We start from the raw sequence: 24,387 nt of genomic DNA on the forward strand, positions 1-24,387 counted from the left end.
TCGTCACGGAGATTGTGCTCGCTGGGGGAGGAGCGCGGTAGGGCGCACTTCGTGCGAAATTATTGTGAAAGCCTTCACAAATGCCCGGCGGCCTTTGGTCCTCTGGTATATGCCCAGGTCAAGAAGGAGGCCGCGGGGGTGTGAACGGGCGTGAACAGGCGTGAATGGGTATGAACGGCCCTTCGGTCTGACAGGAAAGGGCTTTTTCGGCGCGGATGCTTCCGCTTTTGCGCGTCGAATTTCGACATCGGACTGAGGCGTCGGGAAAAAATCGGTCGCGGTCCAGTCCGGTCCGGTCCGAAATTGAAGCGGTCGGATGCGCCGGGCCCGACCGGACCTAGGGGGCCGGGATCAGCAGGGCCGCCGCCGAGCGCGCCTGTCGCAGGGCCCGGGCCCGGTCCGCGCCGCGCTGGCCCAGCACCACCCGGGTGCTCAGGCCGTCCAGGAGGGCGAGCAGCTCCGAGGCCCGCTCGGGAACGTCCAGGGGGGCGAAGCGGCCCTGCTCCACGCCCTTGGTGAGGAGCGCCTCCAGGTCCTGCTGCCAGCTCTCGTCGATCTCCTCCTGCGCCGCCTTCAGCGGCTCGTTGGAGGCGGTACGGGCCCACAGCTCGATCCAGAGCGTCCAGCGCGGGTCACGAGGGCCCTCGGGGAGGTAGAGCTCCAGGTACTGGTCGAGCTTGCGCGCGGCCGTCACCCGGCGGCCCAGCAGGGCCCGGCGCGCGCCGGTGAGCTGCTCCTCGCTCCAGCGCAGGGCTTCGAGCAGGAGCCGGTCCTTGCTGCCGAAGTAGTACAGGATGTGGCCGCCGCTGGTGCCGAGCCGCTCGGCCAGGGCCGACATGGTGAGCGCCGCGAGGCCGTCCTCCGCGATCGCCGCCATGGCCTCTTCCAGCATCCGCTCCTGGGCGATCCGCCCGTCGCGCCGCCGTGCTGCTCCCGCCACCGCTCCCGCCCCCGCCCTCCGGATCTTCGTGGGGCGACCTTATCCCGGACAGGGTCTTGACGGGGTCGAGGTCCAGCCCGCATCTTGAATGCCATTCAAGAAATTAGAACGGTGTTCAAGATCAGGGGCGTACATGGCACAGCAGGAGACAGTCGACGTCGATGAGGTGTTCCGGGTCGAGACGCACGGCATCGACCCCATCCCCGACGCCGAACGCCACGGCAGCGCCAAGGACCTCTTCTGGCTCTGGTTCGGCTCCAACCTCACCTTCACCTACGTGATCAACGGCGCCCTCGCCGTCGCCTTCGGGCTCTCCTTCTGGCAGGCCACCGCCGTGGTCGTGATCGGCGGACTGTCCTTCTTCGCCATCAGCGCCGCCGGGCTCAGCGGCATCCGCACCGGCACCGCCACCCTGGTCATCTCCCGCGCCGCCTTCGGCATCCGCGGCAACTTCCCCGCCGGCGTCCTCAACTGGGTGGTGAGCATCGGCTACACCATCGTCAACACCGTGGTCGGCACCCTCGCCCTGGAGGTCTTCTTCGCCGAGATCGGCTGGCAGGGCGGCACGGCCGGCCGCGCCGTCGCACTCCTCGTCACCCTCGCGCTGACCTTCGCCGTCGCCATGTGGGGACACGCCACCGTGCAGTTCGCCGAACGCTGGATGGCCTACGTCCTCGCCGCCGGCTTCGGCGTCCTGCTCCTCTTCGTCCTGCCCGGCGCCGACACCGCCGCCGCGGCCACCGCCCCCGGGCTGTCCGGCTGGAGCCTCGCCTTCGTGGTCATGTTCGCCGGGCCCTTCTCGTACGTGCCGATGCCCGCCGACTACACCCGCTACCTGCCCCGGACCACCTCGCTGCGGTCCATCACGTGGATGGGCGCCCTCGGCGGCTTCGTCTCCTCCGTGGCCCTCGGCGTCGCCGGCGTCGCCGCCGCCACCCAGACCGACATGACCGACGCGGTCGCGGGAGCCGAGAGCCTGCTGCCCGGCTGGTTCCAGCCGCTGTTCCTGGCCCTCGTACTCGGCGGCTCCGTCACCAACTCGATCATCACGCTCTACTCCTCCAGCCTGAACCTCCAGGTCCTCGGCATCCCGTGGAGCCGCGCCCGCGCCATCGTCATCAGCGCCGCCGTCACCGCCGTCGGCTCACTGGCCGCCCTCTTCCTCACCGACTTCACCACCTCCCTGCTCTCCTTCCTCTCCCTCCTGATCATCGTCTTCGCCCCCTGGGGCGGAGTCTTCCTCGCCGACATGCTGCTGCGCCGCTGCCGCTACGACTCCGACGCGCTGCACGCGGGCAGCACCGGCGCCTACTGGTACCGGTCCGGCTACCACCCGGCCGCCCTGGCCGCCCTGCTCGCCGGCATGGCCTTCGCCGCCCTGACCTGCGACTCCGAACTGTGGACCGGGCCGCTGGTGGCCCCGCTCGGCGGCGCCGACCTCACCCTCCTCGGGTCGGTCGTCTCCGGGCTCACCTACTGGGCCCTCACCCGGCGCCGGGCACCGGCGTACGCCCCGGCCGCCTGACCGGCCGCCCCACTCGGCTGCCCCGCCGCCCGGCCGCCCGTACGACACGTCACATGCAATGGAGCACCCTCACATGGCACGCCACCCCTTCCCCGCCGACCTGCTGCTCACCGGAGCCCGCATCCACACCGTGGACCCGGACCTGCCCGAGGCCGAGGCCCTCGCCGTGTACGACGGCCGGATCGTCTGGCTCGGCCCGGACCACGAGGCCGCCGCCTGGGCCGGCCCGGACACCGAGCGGATCGACGCGGGCGGCAAGCTCGTGCTCCCCGGCTTCATCGACGCGCACAACCACGTCCGGCTCGGCTCGGACGACGCCTGCGTGCAGCTCGCCGGGGTGCGGACCCTGGAGGGCATCCACGAGCGGATCCTGGCCTGGCGGGAGGCCAACCCGGACGCGGAGTGGATCGAGGCCGAAGCCTTCGACTACTCCGCGATCCCGGACGGCCGCATGCCGTGCGCCGCCGACCTGGACCCCGTCACCGGGGACACCCCCGCGATCGTGCTCTCGTACGACGTGCACACGGCCTGGCTGAACACGGCGGCCATGCGGCGGCTGGGCGTCTCGCGCGACCACACGGACCTCCCCTTCGGCACGGCGGCGGTGGACCCGCAGACCGGCGAACCCACCGGATTCGTCAAGGACTTCGCCATCAAGGGGCTCTCGCGCGACGGCCACCGGGCGCTGCGCGACCTGGGCGTCCCGTGGGCCTCGCCGGACCGGCAGTACGGGCGGCTCGCCAAGAGCCTCGACGACGCGATCGGCTTCGGCATCACCACGGTGGTGGAGCCGCAGAACTCCCTCGACGACCTCGCCCTCTACGAGCGGGCCCGGGCGGAGGGCCGGCTGCGCTCGCGGATCGTCGCCGCCCTGTTCCACCCGCGGGGCACCACCGAGGAGGAACTCGACGCCTTCGCGGCGGCCGCCCGCACGTACGCGGGGGAGCGGCTGCGGGTCGGCCCGCTCAAGCTCTACATCGACGACGTGGTGGAACCGCGCACGGCCGCCCTGCTGGAGCCGTACGCGGGCTGCGGCCACCACCGGGGCGAGACCTTCTACCCGGCCGAGGAGTTCGCCGAGCTGCTGGCGAGGCTGGACGCGCGCGGCTTCCAGTGCTTCGTCCACGCCACCGGTGACCGGGGCATCCGGACCGTCCTGGACGCGGTGGAGCACGCCCGGTCGGCCAACGGCCCGCGCGACGCCCGCCACCAGGTGGTCCACGTGGAGTGCCTGGACCCGGCGGACGTCCCGCGCTTCGCGGAGCTGGGCGTGGTCGCGTGCATGCAGCCGAGGCACTGCGCACCGGAGATCGCCGGACCCGGCCAGGACTGGGCGGAGAACGTGGGCGAGGACCGCTGGCACAAGGCGTGGCCGATGCGGAGCCTGCACGAGGCCGGGGCGGTCCTCGCCTTCTCCAGCGACTGGAACGTGGCGGAGATGGACCCGATGGTCGGCATCTACACGGCGGTGACGCGCCGCCCGCTCTCCGGCGCGGGGCCGGCCTGGCAGCCGGCCGAGACGGTGGACGTGGCGACGGCGGTGCACGGCTACACGATGGGCTCCGCCCACGCCAACTTCCTGGACGGGGAGCGCGGTTCCCTCACGGTGGGCAAGGCCGCGGACTTCGTGATCCTCTCCCGCGACATCCTCACCGTCCCGGCCGAAGAAATCCCGGGCACGGTGGCCGAAACGGTGGTGGTGGCGGGCGAGGTGGTCCACGGAACGGCCTGACCCGCCGTTCGGCTCCCGCCCGGGGATCCCGCCGCCTCCGGGCGCGGCGCCGCTTCCGGGGCTCCGCCCCAGAACCCGCGCCTCAACGCCGGCGAGGCTTAAGTTGGTGCGGCGGAGGCTGGAGTGGCGCGGCGCCGCAGGTCGGTGCGGCTCAGGGATCGGGGCTCCGCCCCGGACCCTCCCCCAGACTCCGTCCGGGGGGACCCCCCTCCTCAAACGCCGGCGAGGCTGAAGTTGGAGCGGCGAGGCCGGATGGTGCGGCGAAGCCGAAAGGTGGCAGGGGTTGGGATAGCAGCCGGGCCGGTTGGGGCGGGGTCGGGTGTGTGTCGGGGTGATCCCCGCAGGGCGCCGAACACAACAAGGCTCCGCGCTCCGACCCCTCGTCACGTTCGGCGTCCGAGGAGACGCCCCGGCGCGCGCCCGGCCCCGGCACAACCGGCCCCACCTCCGACCTGGCCCGAGCGGCGCAGCCAACCGGCGCCCGGCCCCGGCACATCCGGCCCCCACCTCGGCCAGGCCCGAGCGGCGCAGCCACTTAGCGTTTGGGCCAGTGCCAGAGGGGTTCGTCCAGGGGGCCCTCGCGGCCGGCCACCTCGGTGCGGCCGAACTCCTTGATCAGGGTGATGGTCCGCAGGTCCACCCGGTGCCGGCGGGTGCCGGCGGCCAGGGCCTCGGCCAGCGGGGCCGCGTGGGTGACCACCACCGTCTGGGTGTCCCGGCTCACCGTGAGGATCAGGTCCGCGAGCGGGTCCAGCAGGTCCGGGTGGAGGCTGGTCTCCGGCTCGTTGAGGACCATCAGGGCGGGCGGCCGCGGGGTCAGCAGGGCCGCCGTCCACAGCAGGTAGCGCAGGGTGCCGTCGGAGAGCTCGGCCGCGCCCAGCGGGCGCAGCAGGCCGTGCTGGTGCAGTTCCAGCTCGAAGCGGCCGTCGCGGTCGGTGACGGAGACCCGGCTGCCGGGGAAGGCCGCCGAGACGGCCTCGTCCAGCGCGGCGTGGTCCCCGATCTCGCGGATCGTCTGGAGCGCGGCGGGCAGGTCCGAGCCGTCGGCGCTGAGCACGGGCGTACGGGTGCCGACCCGCGGGATCCGGGCGGGGGCCTCGGCGTCGGTGCGGACGTGGTCGTAGAACCGCCAGGACCGGATCAGGTCGCGCAGCGCGAGGAGGTCAGGGGCCAGCTGGGGGTCCGCGAGCTCGCTGAGCATGGAGTCGTACGGGCGTACGGCGTTCTGCGTACGGTGCCAGCCGCCGTCGGCGGTGCGGGTCCGCACGGCCGGGCCTGCCCGGTCGGAGAGCAGCGCCGCCGGGCGCAGGACCGGGCCCGCCCACGTGCACTCGCGCTTGATCTCGGGATCGAGGGCGAAGAGGGAGTCGGGGACCGGGGCCGGGTGCCCGAAGTCGACCGCGTAGCCGAACTCGTCGCCCGCGAAGCCCAGACGGAGGCTGACCGGCTCGCTGCGGACCGTGCCCTGGAGCGGCTGGTGCCCCTCGCGCACGGCCCGGGCCAGTTTCTCCGGCCCGGCCCACAGGGTGGAGGGCAGCCCGCCCTCCCTGGCCAGCGCCGCGATCGCCCCGCCGCGTGCGGAGTCGGCGAGCAGGCGCAGCGAGCGGTAGAGGCTGGACTTGCCCGTCCCGTTGGCGCCCGTCACGACGGTGAGCCGGCCGAGGGGGACGACGAGTTTGCGCAGGGAGCGGTAGTTCTCGACGGCGAGGGTGGTAATCACTCCCCGATCATGCCGGGTGCCCTGCGGGCGGCTCGGCGGTGAGGGGTGTGGGTCGGTGCCCCGCGGGAGGGTCTCCTCGGCTCGCGCCTGCGGGGATGGTCGAGTTGTGCGGCCTGGGTTGCGCGCTCGTCCTGCGGGGACCCTCCCGCGTGTCCCCGCCCCACGGCCCGGCTTCGACCGCGGAGGGGAGTGGGGACGTGTCGGGGTGTCCCCGCAGGACGAGCGCGCAACCGCCCTTAGCGGCCTTGACATGCCCGCAGGCGCGAGCCGAGGAGACATCCCGGCGCGGCGCCACGGACCGACCCCGCCGACAAGCCCGCCTGGCGGCCCGCAGGGCAACCGCATCCCGGTGCGGTGCTGCGACCGACCCCGCCGACGGGCCCGTCGGAGAGCCTGCCTAGCCGCCCGTAGGGCAAGCGTCAGTTCGGGAGGTCGCTGCCCCGGGCCGGGTGGGGCTTGCGGAGTAGGGCGCAGGCGAGGGTGATCGCCGAGCCGGCCACCGCCCAGGCGGCGAGCACCAGCAGCGGCCCGCCCGCGCCGTTCCCCCGGAAGTACGTGATGGAGCGCGCGGCGTACGTACCGGCGCCCGGCGGCAGGGCCGGGCCGATGGCGCTCCAGAACGGCGGCAGCAGCGGGTACGGGTAGGCGCCGCCGGCGCTCGGGTTGCCGAGGACCACCACCAGCAGGATCGCCAGGCCGATGCCGATCACGCCCGCCAGCCCCTGGAAGGCGAGGGTGATCGCGCCGACCGCGAAGACGACCAGGGTGCCCAGCCCCCACAGGCCCATGACGTTGCCGGGCAGCGCGCCCAGGATCGGGCCCGCGATGACCGTGCCGAGCAGCCCGGCGGCGATCGCGTACAAGAGCAGCGCGCCGAGCCGGATGACGGCGCGGTGTCCGTTGGCGGGCCGGGCGCCGGCGCTGATCGCGAGGATCGCGGCGCACAGGTAGCCGCCCACGCACCAGCCGATGACCAGGTAGAAGGAGCTCAGGCCGCGGCTGTCGCCCTTGCCGGCCGGGGCCACGTCGGTGACCCGCAGGGTCCGGCCCTGGGTCTTCTCGACGAAGCCGACGACCTCTTCCACGGCCTGGGACAGCGAGGCGCCGGCGCCGGAGGCGACCAGCAGCCGGTCGGTCGTGCCGCGGGGGTCGACGATCAGCGCGGCGTCGACGTCCCGGTGTCTGACCTGGTCGAGGGCCGCGGCCTCGTTCTTGACGACGCTGGGGTCGAGCGGTTCGCCGGGCAGGGCGCCGAGCTGCTTCGCCGTCTGTTCGGCCACCGGAGCGAGGGGGGCGGTCACGGCGATCGGGATCTCGCTGGGCTTCGGATGGTGGAAGGCCCCGATGTACGAGGTGATGAAGGCGAGCTGGAGGGCCAGCACCCCCAGGACCAGCAGGGCTGCCCGGGTGGTCACAGCGTCCTTGACCTCGGCGAGGAAGCCTGTGGACGGGCCTGCGTCGGCGCTCTCGGTGGGCTGGGTCATGTTCCACACGCTCGGCGTACCGGGAGCGGGGCGCAGCAGGGGCGGGCCGAATGGATGACCTCAGATGATCGAACAAGTGTTTCGCACGAATATTCGAATTGCTCTATGGTGGGGAGTGGGGGAGGAGGTGTTCAACGAGCGAAGCAGGAGGCCGCGGGTGCCTGGTTTTACGCATCTGCACACCGTTTCGGGGTTCTCCATGCGCTACGGAGGCTCGCACCCCGAACGGCTGGCGGAACGTGCCGCCGAGCGGGGTATGGACGCCCTCGCCCTGACCGACCGCGACACCCTCGCGGGCGCGGTGCGGTTCGCGAAGGCGTGCGTGAAGGCGGGCATCCGGCCGCTGTTCGGGGTGGACCTGGCCGTGTCGTCTTCGGCGGGGTCGGCGGGGTCGGCCGGGTCGGGGGGCTCGGCCGGCTCCGCCAAAGGTCCCGGGTCCGCCGGCCGGGCGGGTTCCGCCGAGGCCTCGTACCGCCGCCGCACCCCCGTCAAGGGCGGGGCCTTCGTCGACGAGTCCGCCGCGCGGGCCGTCTTCCTGGCCCGGGACGGCGCCGCCGGATGGGCCGAGCTGTGCCGGATGGTCACCGCCGCCCACGCGGGGGCCGCCGAGGTTCCGCTGCTGCCCTGGGAGGCCCTGCGCGGGGAGGGCGTCTTCGTCCTCCTCGGCCCCGGCTCCGAAGTGGGCCGGGCGCTCGCCGCGGGCCGCCCCGACCGGGCCGTCCGGCTGCTCGCGCCCTGGCGGGAGATCTACGGCGACTCGCTGCGGCTGGAGGCCGTCCACCACGGCCGCACCGGCACCGGGCCCGGCTCGCTGCGGCTGGCCGCCCGTACCGTCGGCTTCGCCGCCGAACAGGGCGTCCCGGCCGTGCTCACGAACGCCGTCCGCTACGCCGACCGAGGCCAGGGCCCGGTCGCGGACATCCTCGACGCGGCCCGCCGCCTGGTCCCCATCGACCCCCGCGGGCCCCTCGACACCGGCGAACGCTGGCTCAAGGACCCCGCCGCCATGGCCGAGGCCGCCGACCGCATCGCCCGGGCCGCCGGGCTGCGCCCCGCCGACGCCAGGCGCCTGCTCGCGGAGACTTCCCGTACTGCCGGGGCCTGCGCGGTGGACCCCGAGGACGACCTCGGCATGGGCTCCGTGCACTTCCCCGAGGCCCGGCTCGTCGGCGCCGCCCACCGCAGCGCCCAGCGCGTCCTCGCCTCCCGGGCCTCGGCGGGCATGGTGCTGCGCGGATACGCGGACGACCGCGCGTACTGGGAGCGGATGCACCACGAGCTGGACGTCATCGCCTACCACGGTTTCGCCTCGTACTTCCTGACGGTCGCCCAAGTCGTCGACGACGTACGGGAGATGGGGATCAGGGTGGCGGCCCGCGGCTCCGGCGCCGGCTCCCTCGTCAACCACCTGCTCGGCATCGCGCACGCCGACCCCGTCGCGCACGGCCTGCTGATGGAACGCTTCCTGTCCAAGCGCCGGCGCGTCCTGCCCGACATCGACATCGACGTGGAGTCCGCCCGCCGGCTGGAGGTCTACCGGCGCATCATCGACCGGTTCGGCACCGCGCGCGTCGCCACCGTCTCCATGCCCGAGACCTACCGGGTCCGGCACGCCGTCCGCGACGTCGGCGCCGCCCTGTCCATGGACCCGGCCGTCATCGACCGGCTCGCCAAGTCCTTCCCGCACATCCGGGCCCGCGACGCCCGCGCCGCGCTGGCGGAACTCCCCGAACTGCGTGACGTACGCGGGGAGTCGTACGGGCGGCTGTGGGAGCTCGTCGAATCACTGGACGCGCTGCCGCGCGGGATCGCCATGCACCCGTGCGGGGTGCTGCTCTCCGACGCCTCCCTGCTCGCCCGTACGCCCGTGGTGCCCACCAGCGGCGAGGGCTTCCCCATGTCCCAGTTCGACAAGGACGACGTGGAGGAGCTCGGGCTGCTCAAGCTGGACGTGCTGGGCGTACGGATGCAGTCCGCGATGGCGTACGCCGTCGCGGAGGTCCGGCGCGGCACGGGGGAGGAGCTCGACCTGGACGACCCGGCGCAGGTGCCGCCGGGGGACCGGGCCACGTACGAGCTGATCCGCTCGGCCGAGACGCTGGGCTGCTTCCAGATCGAATCGCCGGGCCAGCGCGACCTGGTGGGGCGGCTGCAGCCGTCGACCTTCCACGACCTGGTCGTCGACATCTCCCTCTTCCGGCCGGGGCCGGTGGCCGCCGACATGGTGCGCCCCTTCATCGAGGCCCGGCACGGGCGGGCGCCGGTCCGCTTCCCGCACCCGGACCTGGCGGAAGCGCTGCGCGAGACCTACGGGGTGGTGGTCTTCCACGAGCAGATCATCGAGATCGTGCACGTGATGACCGGCTGCGGGCGGGACGAGGCGGACCGCGTGCGGCGCGGTCTGTCCGACCCGCAGTCGCAGGCGCGGATCAAGGTCTGGTTCGCGGCGGAGGCGGGCGGGCGCGGCTATCCGGTGGAGGTGATCGCGCGGACCTGGGAGATCGTGGAGGCCTTCGGCAGTTACGGATTCTGCAAGGCGCACGCGGTGGCCTTCGCCGTGCCCACGTACCAGTCGGCGTGGCTGAAGGCGCACCACCCGGCGGCCTTCTACGCCGGGCTGCTGACCCACGATCCGGGGATGTACCCGAAGCGGCTGCTGCTGGCGGACGCGCGGCGGCGGGGCGTGCCGGTGCTGCCGCTGGACGTGAACCGGTCGGCGGCCGCCCCTCGTATCGAACTGGTGTCCGATGTCGCCGTCCGGGCGGCGTGGGGGCTGCGCCTGGGCCTGTCCGACGTCCACGGCATCAGCGGGGCCGAGGCCGGCCGGATCGAGGACGGACAGCCGTACGCCTCCCTGCGCGACTTCTGGGACCGGGCGCACCCGGGCCGCCCGGTCGCGGAACGACTGGCGCAGGTGGGGGCGTTGGACGCCTTCGGCGCCAACCGGCGTGATCTGCTGCTGCACTTGACCGAACTGCACGGCGCCCAGCGGGCGGCCGGGGTCCGCGGCCCCCAACTCCCGCTGGAGGGCGGCCGGTCCACGGCCTCCGTCGGGCTGCCCGACCTCACCGAGGCGGAACGGCTCAGCGCCGAGCTGGGCGTCCTCGGCATGGACGCCTCGCGGCACCTGATGGGGGACCACCACGCCTTCCTGGCCGAACTGGGAGTGGTCCCGGCGAACCGGCTGCGGGACACCGCGCACGGGCAGACCGTGCTGGTCGCGGGGGCCAAGGCGGCCACCCAGACCCCGCCGATCCGCTCCGGGAAGCGGGTCATCTTCACCACCCTGGACGACGGGACGGGCCTGGTCGACCTGGCCTTCTTCGACGACAGCCACGAGCGGTGCGCGCACACCGTCTTCCACTCCTTCCTGCTGCTGGTACGGGGTGTCGTGCAGCGGCGGGGCCCGCAGAGCCTGAGCGTGGTCGGGGCGGCGGCGTGGAACCTGGCGGAGCTGGTGGAACTGCGGGCGGCGGGCGGCCTGGACGCGGTGGCGGCCCGGCTCGCGGCCGAGCCGGCCGCCCCCGGCAGCGAAGGCGGTGATGGTGGTGAGGGTGGTGACCGTGCGGCGGGGGAGGAGCGGCTCCCCGAGCGCCGGATCCGCATGTCCACGGGGTACGAGATGAACCCGTGGGCCGACCTCCAGCCCCCGGGCACCGGCCCCGCGACCGGCCGCAAGCTGTGGCACTCCAGCCCGGGGAGCGCGGGATGAGCACCGTGATGTGCCTGCGGCTGCGCCCCGCCGGCGGGGGACCGCTCGGGGCCGGGGCGTACGCCGGGGTGCTCGCGCTGCTCGGCGGGATCACCCCGGCCGTGCAGGCCCTGGCGCCCGACACCGCCCTCGCCGATGTCCGGGGCGCGCTGCGCTACTTCGGCTGCGACGCCCGCCGGCTGGCCGCCGTGATCCGGGTCAGGTCCCTCGCCCTGTACGGCGTGGACGCCGCCGTCGGCGTGGCCGGCAATCCCATGCTGGCCCGGGCGGCGGCCCGCGAGGCCCGGCCCGGGGACACCCTGGTGATCCCCGACGAGCCCGCCGCCGTACGGGAGTTCCTGGCGGGCAAGCCCGTCACCGTCCTCGACGGGGTCGGTCCCAGGGCCGCCCGCACCCTGTGCTCCTACGGCCTCGACTCCGTCGGCCGGGTCGCCGATGCCCCGCCCGCCGCCCTGCGGCGGATCCTCGGCGCCCGGCTCGGCCGCGAGGTGCACGAACGCGCGCTCGGCGTCGACCGGACCCCTGTCCGGCCGGGTGCGGCCGCCCGCACCATCGCCGCCGAGCGGCTCTTCGACCGGGACGAGCTGGACCCCGTTCGGCACCGGCGGGCCCTGCTCTCGCTGACGGAGGAGCTCGGTGCGCGGCTTCGTACACAAGGACCGGACCGGGGGCAGGTCTGCCGGGCCCTCTCGCTCACCGTCCGCTGCGCCGACCGCACCACGCTCACCCGCACCCGCACGCTGACCGAACCCACCGCGCATTCGGCCACCCTGACCGCCGCGGCCTACGCCCTCTACGAGGGCCTCGGCCTGCAACGCGCCCGGGTCCGCGCGCTGTCCCTGCGGGCCGAGGGCCTGACCCCGGCCGAACGGGCCGTGCGGCAGCTCAGTTTCGACCCGGAGGACGAGAAGGCGCGGCGGCTGGAAGCCGTCACGGACCGGGTCCGCGCGCGCTTCGGGCCGCAGGCCATCGCCCGTGGCTCACTGGCCGCCTGACGGACGATCGGGCGACACGCGAGTTTTTACCGACGCGTAACTTCCCTGTGTTGCTACTCACCCGTAATTTAGCGGCAGCAGCGCCCCCTTGTGATCCGGATCACGGGACGAACCCCCACGCCCCATCCCCTTGAGTCGAACGCAAGGAGATCACACGATGCTGCCCTGGAGACGCCTGCTCCGCCCGCTGGCCGTCCTCGCCCTCACCGCCGCCGCACTCGTCGCCCCCACCGGCGCAGCGCAGGCCGCGTCCGCCCCCAGCAGCGGCTGGAACAACTGGTCGTGCAAGCCGTCCGCCGCGCACCCCCGCCCCGTCGTCCTTGTGCACGGCACCTTCGGCAACTCCGTCGACAACTGGCTCGGACTCGCGCCGTACCTCGTGCACCGCGGGTACTGCGTCTACTCCCTCGACTACGGGCAGCTGCCCGGCGTGCCCTTCTTCAACGGGCTCGGTCCCATCGACAAGTCCGCCGGGCAGCTCGACGTCTTCGTCGACAGGGTGCTCGCCGCCACCGGCTCCGCCAAGACCGACATCATCGGCCACTCGCAGGGCGGCATGATGCCGCGCTACTACCTGAAGTTCCTCGGCGGCGCCGAGAAGGTCAACGCGCTGGTCGGACTCGCCCCCGACAACCACGGCACCACCCTGCTCGGATTCACCAGGCTCCTCCCGTACTTCCCCGGGGCCGAAGACCTGATCAGCACCGCGACCCCGGGCCTCGCCGACCAGATCGCCGGATCCGCCTTCCAGCAGAAGCTGAACGCGGGCGGGGACACCGTGCCGGGGGTGAAGTACACGGTGATCGCCACCAAGTACGACGAGGTGGTCACGCCGTACCGGAGCGCGTTCCTGGACGGGCCGAACGTACGGAACGTCGTACTCCAGGACCTGTGCGTGCTGGACCTCTCGGAGCACGTCGCCATCGGGCTCACCGACCGCATCGCCTGGCACGAGGCGCTCAACGCCCTCGACCCGGCGCACGCCGAACGGACCACCTGCGCCTCCGTCTTCGACTGACGGGAGGCGGCGCAGGCGGCCCGCGACGTTCACCGGTTCACCGGTTCACCGGTTCACCGGTTCACCGGTTCACCGGTGAACCGGTGGGCTAGCGGCCGTGGCGGCCCGCCGTCGTCGTCGCGCGGCGGCGGGCCACTCCGAACAGCACGGCCGCGCCGACGGCCAGGGCGCCGGCCCCGGCGATCGCGATCGCCGGGGTGGCGCCGTTGCCGCCCGTCTCCGCGAGGTTGCGGCCCGCCGCGGACTGCGAGGGGACCGGGAGGGCGGCGGCGGTGCTGCCGTTCGTCTTCGGGTCGTTGTCGCCGTGGCCGTTGTGCTCCACCGTGGACTTGTCCGCGCCCTCGGCGATCTGCTGGTCCGTCGGGGCGGAGGGCTGGTCGGACGGCTGGTCGGACGGCTTGGACCCGGTGCCGGTGCCGGTACCGGTGTCGGGCTTGGAGCTCGGTGACGCCGCCGTGCTGGGCTTGGTGCTCGGCGTGGTGCCGGTGCCGCCGTTGCCGCCGCCCCCGCCCCCGTTGTCCTTGCCGAAGACCACGTCCGAGCAGGTGTAGAAGGCCTCCGGGCTGTCCGAGCGCTGCCAGATGCTGTAGATCAGGTGGCGGCCGGACTTGTTCGGGACGGTCCCCGAGAAGACGTAGTCGCCGTTCTGCATGCCGGGGTCCGTGGCCTTCGCGAACGGCGCGGACTCCAGGTCGGACCACTTCAGCGGCTTCGTCGGGTCGTACCCGTCCTTCGTCACGTACAGCTCGAAGGAACCCTTGTGCGGGGCCGTGCCCTTGTAGCGGAAGGTGTGCGCACCCGCGGTCATCGGGCTGGCCGGCCAGTCGGCCCGGGCCAGGTCCAGCCCCTGGTACTTGTCGTTGCCGGCGGAGCACAGCCGGCCGTTCGGGATCAACGCCCGGTGGTTCCCCGCCGCGTTGGCGATGTTCACGGCGTTCCAGTCGTAGAACGCCTGCGCCCCGCTTGAGGCCACGGCCGCCTTGCAGGCCGCCGACTTCGGCGACTCCGGGCCCTCCGCGTAGCACGCCGCCACCCGGCTGACCGGGTCCGTCATCGAGCCGTGCGCGACCGCGGGAGCGGCGGCGTAGGCGGCCAGCGCCAGCGGGGCGAATCCTGCGGAGGCGATACGGGTGAGCGTCACGGTACGGCGGCGTGCGGGCATGGGTGGATCTCCTTCGGGCACAAGGCGGGGGCGCGCCAGCGGAATCGGAATCGGGCTCGGCGGCGCCGCCCCCCGGCGGCGCCACGTGCGGCCCTTCCTGTCCTGGCCCGGCCAAGCTAGCCCCCCGCACCACGCCTTTCGCCTGCTCCGACCCCCTGGAGCGGATCTTTAGGGTCCTCTTAAGGCGGGGACAAGAGCCGCCTCAGGAAGCGGGCTTCGGGTGGGTTGGCGCCCGGGTGTGGGGGCTACGCTCCGGGGATGAGGCGAGCAGAGGTTCTCAAACGAGTCATCGGCATCCTCACGGAGGCCCAGGAGATCCGCCGGGCGGCGGAGGCAGGCGAGGAGGACGACGGCCCGGAAACGGACACCCGGGTGGTCACCAACCTGCTGAACGAGATGCTGCCCTCGATCAGCGTGCCGGCCGACTCGTCCCCCGAGCAGGTGGCCCGCCTGGTCGCGCAGGCGCTCGGGCCCGCCCTGCAGACCATGGTCGCGGGGTTCAGCCTGGCCTTCACGAGCCTCGCCATCGAGCACGACAGCGGCCAGACGGACGTCTCCGCGATCGAGGTCCTGCAGCGGCTCGCCCTCGAAGTGGAGGCCGGGGTCTTCGACGAGGACGCGTAGCCGGTACGCCGGCGGGGCGGCAGGGGTGCGGGAGGAGGCCGCGCCCGGCCGTCCTACGGCAGGAGGGCGCGCAGGCCGGCCGTCGAGCGGGCCTGGTCGTCCAGGGCGTCGAGGGCCCGGACGGCCTGGGCGGCCGCCTCCGGGTCGCTCGTGACGAGCCCGCTCTCGGCGAACTCGTCCTCGTCCAGCCGCAGGACGTAGGTCCCGTCCGCCGAGACCCACAGGTCGAGGTCCAGGTCCTCCACGAGGATCTCCCCGGCTTGTACCAGGGCCGGGCGGGTCACGTCGCAGTACCAGCCCTTGAGGACGCCGTCGCCGGTCCACACCTCCTTGACCGCGTACCAGCGCGTGCGCCAGAAGTGCTCGACGAACACGTCGCCCGGCTCGAAGCGGACGAAGCCGAAGTCCCGCACGCCGTCGGCCGCCCACGGGGCGCGTACGGAGATCCGGTCGCCGTCGTCGGCGACCCGCGCCGCCGGATAGCGGATCTTGGTCCGTCCGGCCTTGGTCAGGACGACGGTCAGCTGCTCGGTCACGCTGTCTCCAGTTCCTTCGTCGCGGATCGTCGCGGATCGTCGCGGATCGACGCGGCGGTCGTGTGGCGGTCGTGCGGCAGACGCTACGGGCGCTTTCGCGCAGGCCGCCTCCCAATTAACCGGCGATGAGGGACAATCACCCGCGTGACCTCGACAAACCTGAAGATCACCCTCGACGGCTCGGCCGGGTCGGCCGCCCCGTACGAACAGCTGCGCGCACAGATCGCGGACCGGGCCCGGTCGGGGAAACTGCCGGCGGGCTTCAAGCTGCCGACGGTACGGGGGCTGGCGGAGGAGCTCGGGCTGGCCGCGAACACCGTGGCGAAGGCGTACCGGGCGCTGGAGGCGGACGGGGTGATCGAGACGCGCGGCCGGAACGGGACCTTCGTCGCGGCGGTGGGCGAGGGGGCCTCCCGCGAGGCCGCGTCCGCCGCGCAGGCCTATGCGGAGCGTGCCCATCGGCTGGGCCTCACCCAGGCCGAGGCGGTCGCCGCCGCCACCGAAGCCCTCCGGGCCCGGTACTCCGCCCGCTGACCGTCTCGGCGGGCGGCGTCCGCCTCCCCGGCGCAGCTACAGGTACAGCCCCGCCTCCGACGTGTGCGGCTGCGGCGGCAGGATCGCCGCCGGGCCCGAGCCGCGCCGCAGGGCGAAGAGTTCCGCCAGGCTGGCGCCCTCGCGGGAAACGCCCTCGTCCGTGCCCAGCCAGTCCACCGCCTCCCGGTGGGTCAGCCGGCCCACCTCGATGCGGGCCAGGCAGCGCCCCGGCCGGACCACCGCCGGGTGGAGCCGTTCCAGGTCCTCGTTGGTCGTCACGCCGACCAGCACATTGCGGCCCTGCCCCAGCAGTCCGTCCGTCAGGTTCAGCAGCCGTGACAGCGCCTGCCCCGCGGTGTGCCGCGCCTCGCCGCGGATCAGCTCGTCGCAGTCCTCCAGCAGCAGCAGCCGCCAGCGGCCCTTCGACGTGCCCTCGTCCTCGCCGATCGCGATGTCCATCAGGTAGCCCACGTCGTTGAACAGCCGCTCCGGGTCCAGTACGCAGTCCACCTGGCACCAGTCCCGCCAGGACCGGGCCAGCGTGCGCAGGGCGGAGGTCTTGCCGGTGCCCGGCGGGCCGTGCAGCAGGAGCAGCCGGCCCGCGATGTCGTCCGGGGTCACCTTCATCAGCCGGTCCATCGCCCCGGCCACCGGCGCGGTGTAGTTCGGCCGCACCTCCGCCCAGGTCCCGGCGGCGATCTGGCGGGTCGTCCGGTACGGTCCGCGGCGCGGGGAGACGTACCAGAAGCCCATCGTGACGTTCTCCGGCTGCGGTTCGGGCTCGTCCTGCACCCCTTCCGTGGCCTCGCCGAGCACCTTTTCCGCGAGTTCGTCGCTGACCGCCGTCACGGTCACGTCCGCGCCGCGGCTCCAGCGGGAGACGAGCACGGTCCAGCCCTCGCCCTCGGCGAGGATGGCGCTGCGGTCGCTGTCGCGCGCCGAGCGCAACACCGTGGCCTGCGGCGGCAGGAGGGTCGCGTCCGCCTTGACCCGCTCGATCGACACGCTGTGCGAGAACGGCTGCTCACCGGAGGCGAACCGGCCGAGGAACAGCGCATCGACGACGTCCGACGGCGAGTCGCTGTCGTCGACGTTGAGCCGGATCGGCAGCGCGTCATGCGGGTTGGCTGGCATGGCGCCCATGATCCGGCACACCGTGCCCTCGTGCACCCGTGTTTCGCCGGATCGGGTGGCCAAGTTCCCTCTTCAAACGCATTCGGAGTGAAGATTCGGGCCGCGATCTGCCCCGAACATTCTTGGCATGGACACTTCCAGTCAGCCCCGGCTGCTTGTACCACGGACTCAGGAGTAACCCCCACAAGGAGCCGCACACATGAGCATGAGACTGTCGCGCTTCGCCGCCCTCACCTCCTCCCTCTTACTCGCCGCGGGCGCCGCCCTGTTCGGCGCCTCCCCGGCCACCGCCGCCGCCGACTTCGGCTACGTCGCCCTGGGCGACTCGTACTCCTCCGGCGTCGGCGCCGGGAGCTACGACAGCGCGAGCGGCAACTGCAAGCGCACCCCCCGCGCCTACCCGGCCCTCTGGGCCGCCGCCCATTCCCCGCAGACCTTCTCCTTCACCGCCTGCTCGGGCGCCCGTACGGACGATGTCCTCGCCAACCAGCTCGCCCCGCTCAACTCCGGCACCGACCTGGTCAGCATCACCATCGGCGGCAACGACGCCGGATTCTCCGACGTCATGACGACCTGTGTGCTCCAGTCCGAATCCACCTGCGTGAGCCGCGTGAACCAGGCCAAGGCCTACGTGAACTCCACCCTCCCCGGCCGGCTCGACCAGGTCTACAACGCCATCGACAGCCGCTCGCCCGCCGCCCGTGTCGTCGTCCTCGGCTATCCCCGCTTCTACAAGCTGAACGGCACCTGCACCACCGGCCTGACCGAGGGTGAACGCGCCGCCATCAACGGCGCCGCCGACCACCTCAACGCCGCCATCGCCAAACGCGCCGCCGACCACGGCTTCACCTTCGCCTCGGTCGCCGGAGCCTTCACGGGCCACGAGATCTGCTCCGGCAACGCGTGGCTGCACAGCGTCAACTGGCTGAACATCGGCGAGTCGTACCACCCGACCGCCGCCGGACAGTCCGGCGGCTACCTGCCCGCCTTCACCAACGCGGCCTGATCCGCCCGGCCGGCCGCGGGGCTCGCCGCCGCGCTCGCCGACGGCGAGGGCGGCGACGTGCTCGCCGCGGGGGAGGAGGGCCCGGCCGTCGGGGTCTCCTTCCTGCACGTCACGGAGGTGGTCACCCACTGGGTGGTCACCTCCGCAGGCTTGCGCACCTCCAGCCGGACCGCGTCCTCGAAGGTGGCGTCCGGGACGTGCGCGAGCTCGAAGTGCTCCAGCCGCCGGCTCCGCGGCCCGTCCGCCTCGTACGTGACGGACTGCCAGCCGGGACCGGAGGTCCGCCCGCTGCGCGTGGCCCAGCGGTACTCCAGCACCACCGGGATCCGCTCCACCTCGACGGTGGCGGTGAAGGCGGGCGCGTGGTCCTCGGCCGGCGGGCAGCTGCCCGTGTAGGCCGAGCGCACGGCGACGACGTACACCGAGAGGTGCTGCCCCGCGGTGGCCGAGGCGGAAGCCGAGACGGAGGCCGAAGGCGAGGCGGACGGGGCGGCCGAGGGGCTCGTGGTAACGGTCTGGGCCGTGGTCGCCGCCCCCGTCGGAGCACCCGCGCCGCCGCCGCGGCCGTCCGCGTCCCCGCGGTCCTTCAGCAACACCCACGCCAGCGCGACCAGGGCGAGCGCCAGGATCGCGATGCCGGCCGCCAGTACCAGTCCGGCCCGGCCCTCGCGTTCCACCGGACCGTGCCCCGGTCCCGGTACGGGCATCGGCGGCGTGGGCTGCCCGTACGGTCCCACCGGTTCGCCGTGCAGGCCGAAGGCCCCCCGGCCCGCCAGTACCCCGCCGCCCCGCGCCTCGTGCCCGGGGCGCGCGACGGCCGTCGGCGAGTCCGGGCCCGACACCGGCCCGCCGGAGGCCCGTACGGCTCCGCCCGCGCCCACCACCCGCAGCATCCGGGCCGCCTCCGCCGCGGGCAGCCGCTCGGCCGGATCCTTGCGCAGCAGCCCCTCCAGTACGGGCTCCAGCGCCCCGGCCCGGCGCGGCGGCGGCAACTCCGCGTCCACCACGGCCCGCAGGGTGTCCAGCGGGGTGGCCTGCCGGAACGGCGTGACCCCCTCGACGGCCGCGTAGAGCATGACCCCGAGCGACCACAGGTCCGACCCGGGTCCCGGATCGCGTCCCAACGCGCGCTCGGGCGCCAGGAATTCGGGGGATCCGACCACCTCGCCCGTCATGGTGATCGCGGAGGAGCCCTCCAGGCTCGCGATCCCGAAGTCGCCGAGCACCACCCGGCCGTCATTGGCGATCAGCACGTTGCCCGGTTTCACGTCCCGGTGCAGCACCCCCGCGTCGTGCGCGGAGCGCAGCGCGGACAGCACCTGTTCCCCGATGTGCGCGGCGCGCTGCGGGCTCATCGGCCCCTCGGCCTCCAGTACGTCGGCCAGCGAGAGCCCGCGCACCAGCTCCATCACGATCCAGGGCCGCCCGTCCTCGGACGCCACGTCGTAGACGGTGACGACCCCGCGGTGCGAGACGCGGGCCGCGGCCCAGGCCTCCCGCTCCAGCCGCCGGTACATGCGCTGCAGTTCGGCGGGGTCCAGTCCGGCGGGTGCCCGTACCTCCTTGACGGCCACGTCGCGGGCCAGCACCTCGTCCCGGGCCCGCCACACGACGCCCATCCCGCCGCGGCCGATCTGTTCCAGCAGCCGGTAGCGCCCCGACACGACGCGATCGGAGTTCGATTCCTCACTCACACGGGCCCCCCGAGTGCGTCGCCGTGCGCCCGCGTGTCATCGGGCGATCACTCCAAGTTAGCGCAGTGTGTGTCAAGTGGCTCCGGTCGTGACGGGACTCGCGGCGCGACCTTCCGCAGCGTCACCTCTGTGCGGAGAGTGACGATCGACTCCGCTGAGTAATCGTCAACTACCCGTCCCCATAGGGGTAATTCACACCACCGGGATACCCGGGGGCGACGCGGGGGCGATAGGGTTAACCTGCCCGGGCCGGGTGCCCTCGTACGGGTGGGGAGAGAACATGGAACAGATAGCTATGCGCAGCAGGCCGCCTCGCGTGCCTGCCATCAACTGCGGCAGCGGCGCGAGCAGTTCGCGCCTCGACCGCCATCTCGCCGTGCTGGGCGGACCCGCCGTCCCGCACCGGGAGACGGCGGAGGCGACCCTGCTGATGCGCGAGCTCACCTCCCGCGACCACACGCACCGTCTGCGGAGCCGGAGCGCGCGCGTCTCGCTCTTCGCGCCGCTGCGCCGTCTGCGTCGCACGCTCTTCGGCAGCCGCCGTTCGTAACCGTCCCCGCACCGCGGCCGTCGGCCCCCGGGCCCGCGGCCTCCCGGCCCTACCCGATCACACCGTCCCGGCGCAGTTCCGAGATCTGCGCGTCCGCCATCCCCAGGGCGTGCAGCAGGGCTTCGGTGTGTTCGCCCAGCGCGGGCACCGCACCCATGTGCGGTGCCGCGCCGCCCGGCAGCCCGATCGGCGGCAGCAGGGCCCGCAGCGGACCCACGGGTGACTCCACCTCCCGCCAGCGGTCCCGGGCCGCCAGCTGCGGATGCCCGGCCAGCTGGGCCACCGAGTTCAGCCGCGCGCAGGCGATCCCCGCCGCCTCCAGCCGGCCGATCGCCTCGTCCGCGCCCAGTCGGCCCAGTGCCTCCGCCACGACCGCGTCGGTCTTCTCCCGGTTCGACGTGCGCGCCGTGTTCGTCGCGTACGCCGGATCCTCCGCCAACTCCGGCCGCTCCAGCACCTGTTGGGCGAGGCGGTGCCACTCGCGGTCGTTCTGCACCGACAGCAGCACCCGGTCCCCGTCGGCCGTCGGGTAGGCGTCGTAGGGCGCGATCACCGCGTGCGCGAGTCCGGTGCGCACGGGCTGCTCCCCGCCGTGCATCGTGTGGTGCAGCGGATGTCCCATCCACTCGGCCAGCGCGTCCAGCATGGACACCTCCACCCTGCCCCCGCGCCCGGTGACCCCGCGGCGCAGCAGGGCGGCGAGGACCCCCGAGAAGGCGTACATGGCCGCCGCGATGTCCGCCGCCGGGATCCCCGCCTTGACGGGCTGCTCCGGCGTTCCGGTCACCGAGACCAGTCCCGCCTCGCACTGCACGAGCATGTCGTAGGCGCGCTTGTGGGCGTACGGGCCCTCGGGGCCGTAGCCGGAGACGTCCACGGCGACCAGCCGCGGGTAGCGCGCGCACAGCGCGGCCGAGTCGAGGCCGAGCCGGGCGGCGGCGCCCTGCGCGAGGTTCTGCACGAACACGTCGGCGTCGGCCAGCAGGCCGTGCAGGACCTCCCGGCCGCGCGGGTCCTTCAGGTCGAGCGCGATCGACTCCTTGCCCCGGTTGGCCCAGACGAAGTGCGAGGCGAGGCCGTGCGCGGCGGTGTCGTAGCCGCGCGCGAAGTCGCCGCCGTCGGGACGCTCGACCTTGATCACCCGTGCGCCGAGGTCGGCGAGCTGCCGGGTGGCGAAGGGGGCCGAGACGGCCTGTTCGACGGCGACGACGGTGATGCCGTCCAGCGGGAGCGGTTCGGAGTCCGGATCGGAGGCCGGTTCGGGAGCCGTTTCGGTAGCCATGGGCCCTGCCTACCGGCTCGGGCGGGAACTGTCACCACACGCGCTGGTGACATGCGTCATCCGCGCGCCGCCTCCCCGCGCGCGAACCTGCGCGTGGCCAGCGGCACGAACAGCGCGAGGAGCAGCACCGACCACAGCAGGGCCCCGGCCACGGGATGCGCCGCCGGCCAGGCCGCGCCCGCGACCGGCTCGGCCCCGGCGTTCCCGCACAGCTCGCGCACGGCGGTGGCGACGGCGCTGATCGGGTTCCACTCGGAGACCGCGCGCAGCCATCCGGGCAGCCCGGCGGTCGGCAGGTACGCGCTGGACAGCATCGGCAGCACGAAGGTGGCGCTGCCGAGCTGGCCCGCCGCCTCCTCGCTCCTGCTCAGCAGGCCGAGGTACGTGCCCACCCACGCGGTGGCGAAGCGGAACAGCAGCAGCACGCCCAGGGCGCCCAGCGCGCCGGGCAGGCCGTTCTCGATGCGCCAGCCCATCGCCAGCCCCACCAGCATCAGCGGCACCATCGACACGCCCGTGGTGAGCAGATCGGCGGCCGTCTGGCCGAGCGGGACGGCGGTGCGGCTCATCGGCAGGGTGCGGAAGCGGTCCATCACGCCGCGGTGGGCGTCCTGCGCCGCCGTGAACATGCCGGTCATCAGGCCGTTCGCGGCGGTGGCGGCGAGCAGCCCGGGCACCAGGAACTCCCGGTACTCGGCGCCCGGCATGGCGAGGGCGCTGCCGAAGACGTAGCCGAAGAACAGCAGCATGGTGATCGGCATGGTCTGCGTGAGGATCAGCAGCGCGGGGGCGTGCCGGGCCTTCTGGAGCTGGCGGGTGAAGACGGCTCCGCCGTCGGACAGCAGGGTGCTCATGCGGCGTACTCCTGGTCGGCGGGACGGGCCTGGGTGAGGCGCAGGAACACCTCGTCGAGGGTGGGCGGGCGCAGGCCGGCGTCGGTGACCGGAACGCCGGCGGTGTCGAGCTCCCGGATGATCCGCGGCAGGGTGAGCCCGCTGTCGAGGACGGTCGCGCCGACCGTCAGCCGCTCCTCGTCGAGCACGGGACGGCCCCCGGTGAGCTGGTCGAGGACGCAGGCGGCGCCGGAGAGCGCCGCGCGGTCGGTCACCGTGACCTCCGCGTAGGCGCCGATGCGGGCCTTGAGCCCGGCCGGGGTGCCGCTGGCGGCCACCCGGCCGCGGTCGACGACCACGATGTCGTCGGCGAGCCGGTCGGCCTCCTCCAGGTACTGGGTGGTGAGCAGCACCGTGGTGCCCTCCTCGGCGAGTTCGCGCACCGCGCTCCAGATCTGCTCGCGGGCCGCCGGATCCAGGCCGGTGGTGGGCTCGTCGAGGAACAGCACCCGGGGGCGGGTGACCAGGCCGGCGGCCAGGTCCAGGCGCCGCTTCATGCCTCCGGACCAGGTGGCGGCCACCCGGTCGGCGGCCTCGGTGAGCCCGAACCGCTCCAGCAGTGCGTCGGCGCGGACCCGGCCCGCGGAGCCGCGCAGTCCGGCGAGCCGGGCGAAGAGCCGGAGGTTCTCGCGGCCCGTCAGGTCCCCGTCGACGGAGGCGTACTGGCCTGTGACGCCGATCGCGCGGCGGACGGCGGCGGGCTCGCGGGTGACGTCGTGGCCGGCGACGAGGGCGCGGCCGGCGGTGGGTGCCGTGAGGGTGGTGAGGATCCGGACGGCGGTGGTCTTGCCCGCGCCGTTGGGGCCGAGGAGGCCGCAGACCGTGCCCTCGGGGACGGCGAGGTCGAGGCCGCGCAGGGCGTGGACCTCCCCGTAGCTCTTCTCCAGACCCTCACTAAGTACAGCGTACGTAGTCGTCATGTGCGACACCGTACCTCACTACGTACGACGTACGTAACTAAGATGGGGGCGAGACGACGAGGTGATCTGAGCGATGACAGCCGGCGGGCGACCCGCTGAACCCGAAGTGATCTGGTCCCGGCCCCAGCGGGCCGGCCGCGGCCCCAGGCCGGCGCACAGCCGCGAGTCCATCGCGGCCGAGGCGGTGCGCGTCGCCGACGCGGAGGGCATCGAGGCCGTCTCGATGCGGCGCGTGGCCGCCGGGATCGGTGCGGGGACGATGTCCCTCTACAACTACGTGCCCCGCAAGGAGGACCTGTACGAGCTGATGGTCGACGCCGTCAGCGGGGAGTACGAGTTCACCCCGCCGACCGGCGACTGGCGGGCCGACCAGCTGGCGCTGGCCCGGCAGACGCGCGCGCTGATGCACCGCCACCCCTGGCTGCCGCGCCTGCTCAGCCCCGTGTACGGCTTCGGCCCGAACGCCCTGCGCTACCTGGAGCACAGCCTGGACAGCCTGGCGCCGCTGGACGCGCCGGACGCCGAGAAGCTGGAGCTGGTCGCCGCGGTCAACGGCGCCGTCGCGACCTACGTGGCGGGCGAACTGGCCCTGGCCGAGCGGGCCCGGACCCTGCCGTGGAGCGAGGCGGAGGAGCAGGGCGTACGGACGGCCTGGCTCGGCTCCCGGCTGGCCACGGGGGAGTACCCGCGGCTGGCGGCGGCCCTCACGGGCGGCGGCCCGGTCCCGGGCGCGGGTCTGGACATGGACGCGGTGTTCGAGCGCTCGATGTCGCGGCTGCTGGGGGCGTGGGGGTCGTAGGGGAGTGGGGCTCGCGGGGGCGCGGGGGGGGGGGGGGCCGGGGGGGGCGCGCCCCCCCGGGGCCCCCCCCCCCACCCCCCCCCCCCCGCCCCCCCCCCCCCCCCCCCCACCCCCCCCCCCCCCCCCG

General features: G+C 73.8%; 20 protein-coding genes. 10 read left to right on the top strand and 10 right to left on the bottom strand.

Going from position 1 to position 24,387, the window contains the following annotated elements:
* Positions 1 to 337 precede the first annotated feature (337 nt).
* Positions 338 to 940 (bottom strand): TetR/AcrR family transcriptional regulator, encoded by a 603-nt coding sequence (locus ACFYZ4_RS36185; RefSeq protein ID WP_351294603.1) that lies wholly within the window; start codon positions 938 to 940, stop codon positions 338 to 340.
* 133 nt (positions 941 to 1,073) lie between these two features.
* Between ACFYZ4_RS36185 and ACFYZ4_RS36190 the strand changes: the two genes are divergently transcribed.
* Together ACFYZ4_RS36190 and ACFYZ4_RS36195 are read left to right on the top strand one after the other, a co-directional pair.
* Complete coding sequence (locus ACFYZ4_RS36190) at positions 1,074 to 2,465, top strand: purine-cytosine permease family protein (protein WP_390785967.1); 1,392 nt, start codon at positions 1,074 to 1,076, stop codon at positions 2,463 to 2,465.
* A 73-nt stretch (positions 2,466 to 2,538) separates the two neighbouring features.
* Positions 2,539 to 4,197: an amidohydrolase gene (locus ACFYZ4_RS36195; protein ID WP_390785968.1), complete on the top strand. Its 1,659-nt coding sequence runs from the start codon at positions 2,539 to 2,541 to the stop codon at positions 4,195 to 4,197.
* Between the two features lie 535 nt (positions 4,198 to 4,732).
* Here the strand turns inward: ACFYZ4_RS36195 and ACFYZ4_RS36200 are convergent.
* Positions 4,733 to 5,917 carry an AAA family ATPase gene (locus ACFYZ4_RS36200; RefSeq protein ID WP_351294611.1) on the bottom strand — a complete coding sequence of 395 codons (1,185 nt, stop codon included), beginning with the start codon at positions 5,915 to 5,917 and terminating at the stop codon, positions 4,733 to 4,735.
* A 419-nt stretch (positions 5,918 to 6,336) separates the two neighbouring features.
* A complete protein-coding gene (locus tag ACFYZ4_RS36205) occupies positions 6,337 to 7,401 on the bottom strand; it encodes a DUF3533 domain-containing protein (protein WP_390785969.1) in 1,065 nt (354 codons plus the stop codon).
* A gap of 157 nt (positions 7,402 to 7,558) precedes the next feature.
* Between ACFYZ4_RS36205 and ACFYZ4_RS36210 the strand changes: the two genes are divergently transcribed.
* The 3 genes from ACFYZ4_RS36210 (at position 7,559) to ACFYZ4_RS36220 (ending at position 13,126) form a co-directional block, all read left to right on the top strand.
* On the top strand, positions 7,559 to 11,113 hold the full coding sequence (locus ACFYZ4_RS36210) for a DNA polymerase III subunit alpha (protein ID WP_390785970.1): 3,555 nt from the start codon (positions 7,559 to 7,561) through the stop codon (positions 11,111 to 11,113).
* Positions 11,110 to 12,108 carry a hypothetical protein gene (locus ACFYZ4_RS36215; protein ID WP_384351390.1) on the top strand — a complete coding sequence of 333 codons (999 nt, stop codon included), beginning with the start codon at positions 11,110 to 11,112 and terminating at the stop codon, positions 12,106 to 12,108. Before ACFYZ4_RS36210 ends, ACFYZ4_RS36215 begins: the two co-directional genes overlap by 4 nt.
* Before the next feature lie 157 nt (positions 12,109 to 12,265).
* On the top strand, positions 12,266 to 13,126 hold the full coding sequence (locus ACFYZ4_RS36220; RefSeq protein WP_351294622.1) for an alpha/beta fold hydrolase: 861 nt from the start codon (positions 12,266 to 12,268) through the stop codon (positions 13,124 to 13,126).
* A gap of 88 nt (positions 13,127 to 13,214) precedes the next feature.
* Here ACFYZ4_RS36220 and ACFYZ4_RS36225 read toward each other — a convergent pair whose 3' ends face one another.
* Entirely contained in the window at positions 13,215 to 14,288 is a 1,074-nt protein-coding gene (locus ACFYZ4_RS36225; protein WP_390785971.1) for a lytic polysaccharide monooxygenase, read from the bottom strand.
* 258 nt (positions 14,289 to 14,546) lie between these two features.
* Here ACFYZ4_RS36225 and ACFYZ4_RS36230 point away from each other — a divergent pair, with 258 nt between their 5' ends.
* Entirely contained in the window at positions 14,547 to 14,912 is a 366-nt protein-coding gene (locus tag ACFYZ4_RS36230) for a hypothetical protein (protein WP_351294628.1), read from the top strand.
* A gap of 53 nt (positions 14,913 to 14,965) precedes the next feature.
* Here ACFYZ4_RS36230 and ACFYZ4_RS36235 read toward each other — a convergent pair whose 3' ends face one another.
* Positions 14,966 to 15,448: a DUF402 domain-containing protein gene (locus ACFYZ4_RS36235; protein WP_390785972.1), complete on the bottom strand. Its 483-nt coding sequence runs from the start codon at positions 15,446 to 15,448 to the stop codon at positions 14,966 to 14,968.
* Between the two features lie 144 nt (positions 15,449 to 15,592).
* On the opposite strand from ACFYZ4_RS36235, the gene ACFYZ4_RS36240 reads away from it, so the two are divergent.
* Positions 15,593 to 15,982 (top strand): GntR family transcriptional regulator, encoded by a 390-nt coding sequence (locus ACFYZ4_RS36240; protein WP_390785973.1) that lies wholly within the window; start codon positions 15,593 to 15,595, stop codon positions 15,980 to 15,982.
* Positions 15,983 to 16,018: 36 nt separating this feature from the next.
* Here ACFYZ4_RS36240 and ACFYZ4_RS36245 read toward each other — a convergent pair whose 3' ends face one another.
* Positions 16,019 to 17,116 carry a DUF5925 domain-containing protein gene (locus ACFYZ4_RS36245; protein WP_390785974.1) on the bottom strand — a complete coding sequence of 366 codons (1,098 nt, stop codon included), beginning with the start codon at positions 17,114 to 17,116 and terminating at the stop codon, positions 16,019 to 16,021.
* 205 nt (positions 17,117 to 17,321) lie between these two features.
* Between ACFYZ4_RS36245 and ACFYZ4_RS36250 the strand changes: the two genes are divergently transcribed.
* Positions 17,322 to 18,122: an SGNH/GDSL hydrolase family protein gene (locus tag ACFYZ4_RS36250; protein ID WP_351294659.1), complete on the top strand. Its 801-nt coding sequence runs from the start codon at positions 17,322 to 17,324 to the stop codon at positions 18,120 to 18,122.
* Here the strand turns inward: ACFYZ4_RS36250 and ACFYZ4_RS36255 are convergent.
* Positions 18,092 to 19,816 (bottom strand): serine/threonine-protein kinase, encoded by a 1,725-nt coding sequence (locus ACFYZ4_RS36255; RefSeq protein ID WP_390785975.1) that lies wholly within the window; start codon positions 19,814 to 19,816, stop codon positions 18,092 to 18,094. The two genes, ACFYZ4_RS36250 and ACFYZ4_RS36255, sit on opposite strands and share 31 nt — an antisense overlap.
* Before the next feature lie 280 nt (positions 19,817 to 20,096).
* Here ACFYZ4_RS36255 and ACFYZ4_RS36260 point away from each other — a divergent pair, with 280 nt between their 5' ends.
* Positions 20,097 to 20,366 carry a hypothetical protein gene (locus tag ACFYZ4_RS36260; protein ID WP_351294643.1) on the top strand — a complete coding sequence of 90 codons (270 nt, stop codon included), beginning with the start codon at positions 20,097 to 20,099 and terminating at the stop codon, positions 20,364 to 20,366.
* 49 nt (positions 20,367 to 20,415) lie between these two features.
* Here ACFYZ4_RS36260 and ACFYZ4_RS36265 read toward each other — a convergent pair whose 3' ends face one another.
* Genes ACFYZ4_RS36265 through ACFYZ4_RS36275 form a run of 3 tightly spaced genes read right to left on the bottom strand, consistent with a single transcriptional unit; the run spans position 20,416 to position 23,461 of the window.
* On the bottom strand, positions 20,416 to 21,648 hold the full coding sequence (locus ACFYZ4_RS36265; protein WP_390785976.1) for a CaiB/BaiF CoA transferase family protein: 1,233 nt from the start codon (positions 21,646 to 21,648) through the stop codon (positions 20,416 to 20,418).
* Between the two features lie 56 nt (positions 21,649 to 21,704).
* Positions 21,705 to 22,502, bottom strand: a complete 798-nt coding sequence (locus ACFYZ4_RS36270; protein WP_390785977.1) for an ABC transporter permease — start codon at positions 22,500 to 22,502, stop codon at positions 21,705 to 21,707.
* A complete protein-coding gene (locus ACFYZ4_RS36275) occupies positions 22,499 to 23,461 on the bottom strand; it encodes an ATP-binding cassette domain-containing protein (protein ID WP_351294650.1) in 963 nt (320 codons plus the stop codon). Before ACFYZ4_RS36275 ends, ACFYZ4_RS36270 begins: the two co-directional genes overlap by 4 nt.
* A 73-nt stretch (positions 23,462 to 23,534) precedes the next feature.
* Here ACFYZ4_RS36275 and ACFYZ4_RS36280 point away from each other — a divergent pair, with 73 nt between their 5' ends.
* Positions 23,535 to 24,260, top strand: a complete 726-nt coding sequence (locus tag ACFYZ4_RS36280; RefSeq protein WP_384351409.1) for a TetR/AcrR family transcriptional regulator — start codon at positions 23,535 to 23,537, stop codon at positions 24,258 to 24,260.
* Positions 24,261 to 24,387: the final 127 nt, after the last annotated feature.

This window comes from Streptomyces sp. NPDC001513, from assembly GCF_042894695.1.
GTDB lineage: Bacteria > Actinomycetota > Actinomycetes > Streptomycetales > Streptomycetaceae > Streptomyces.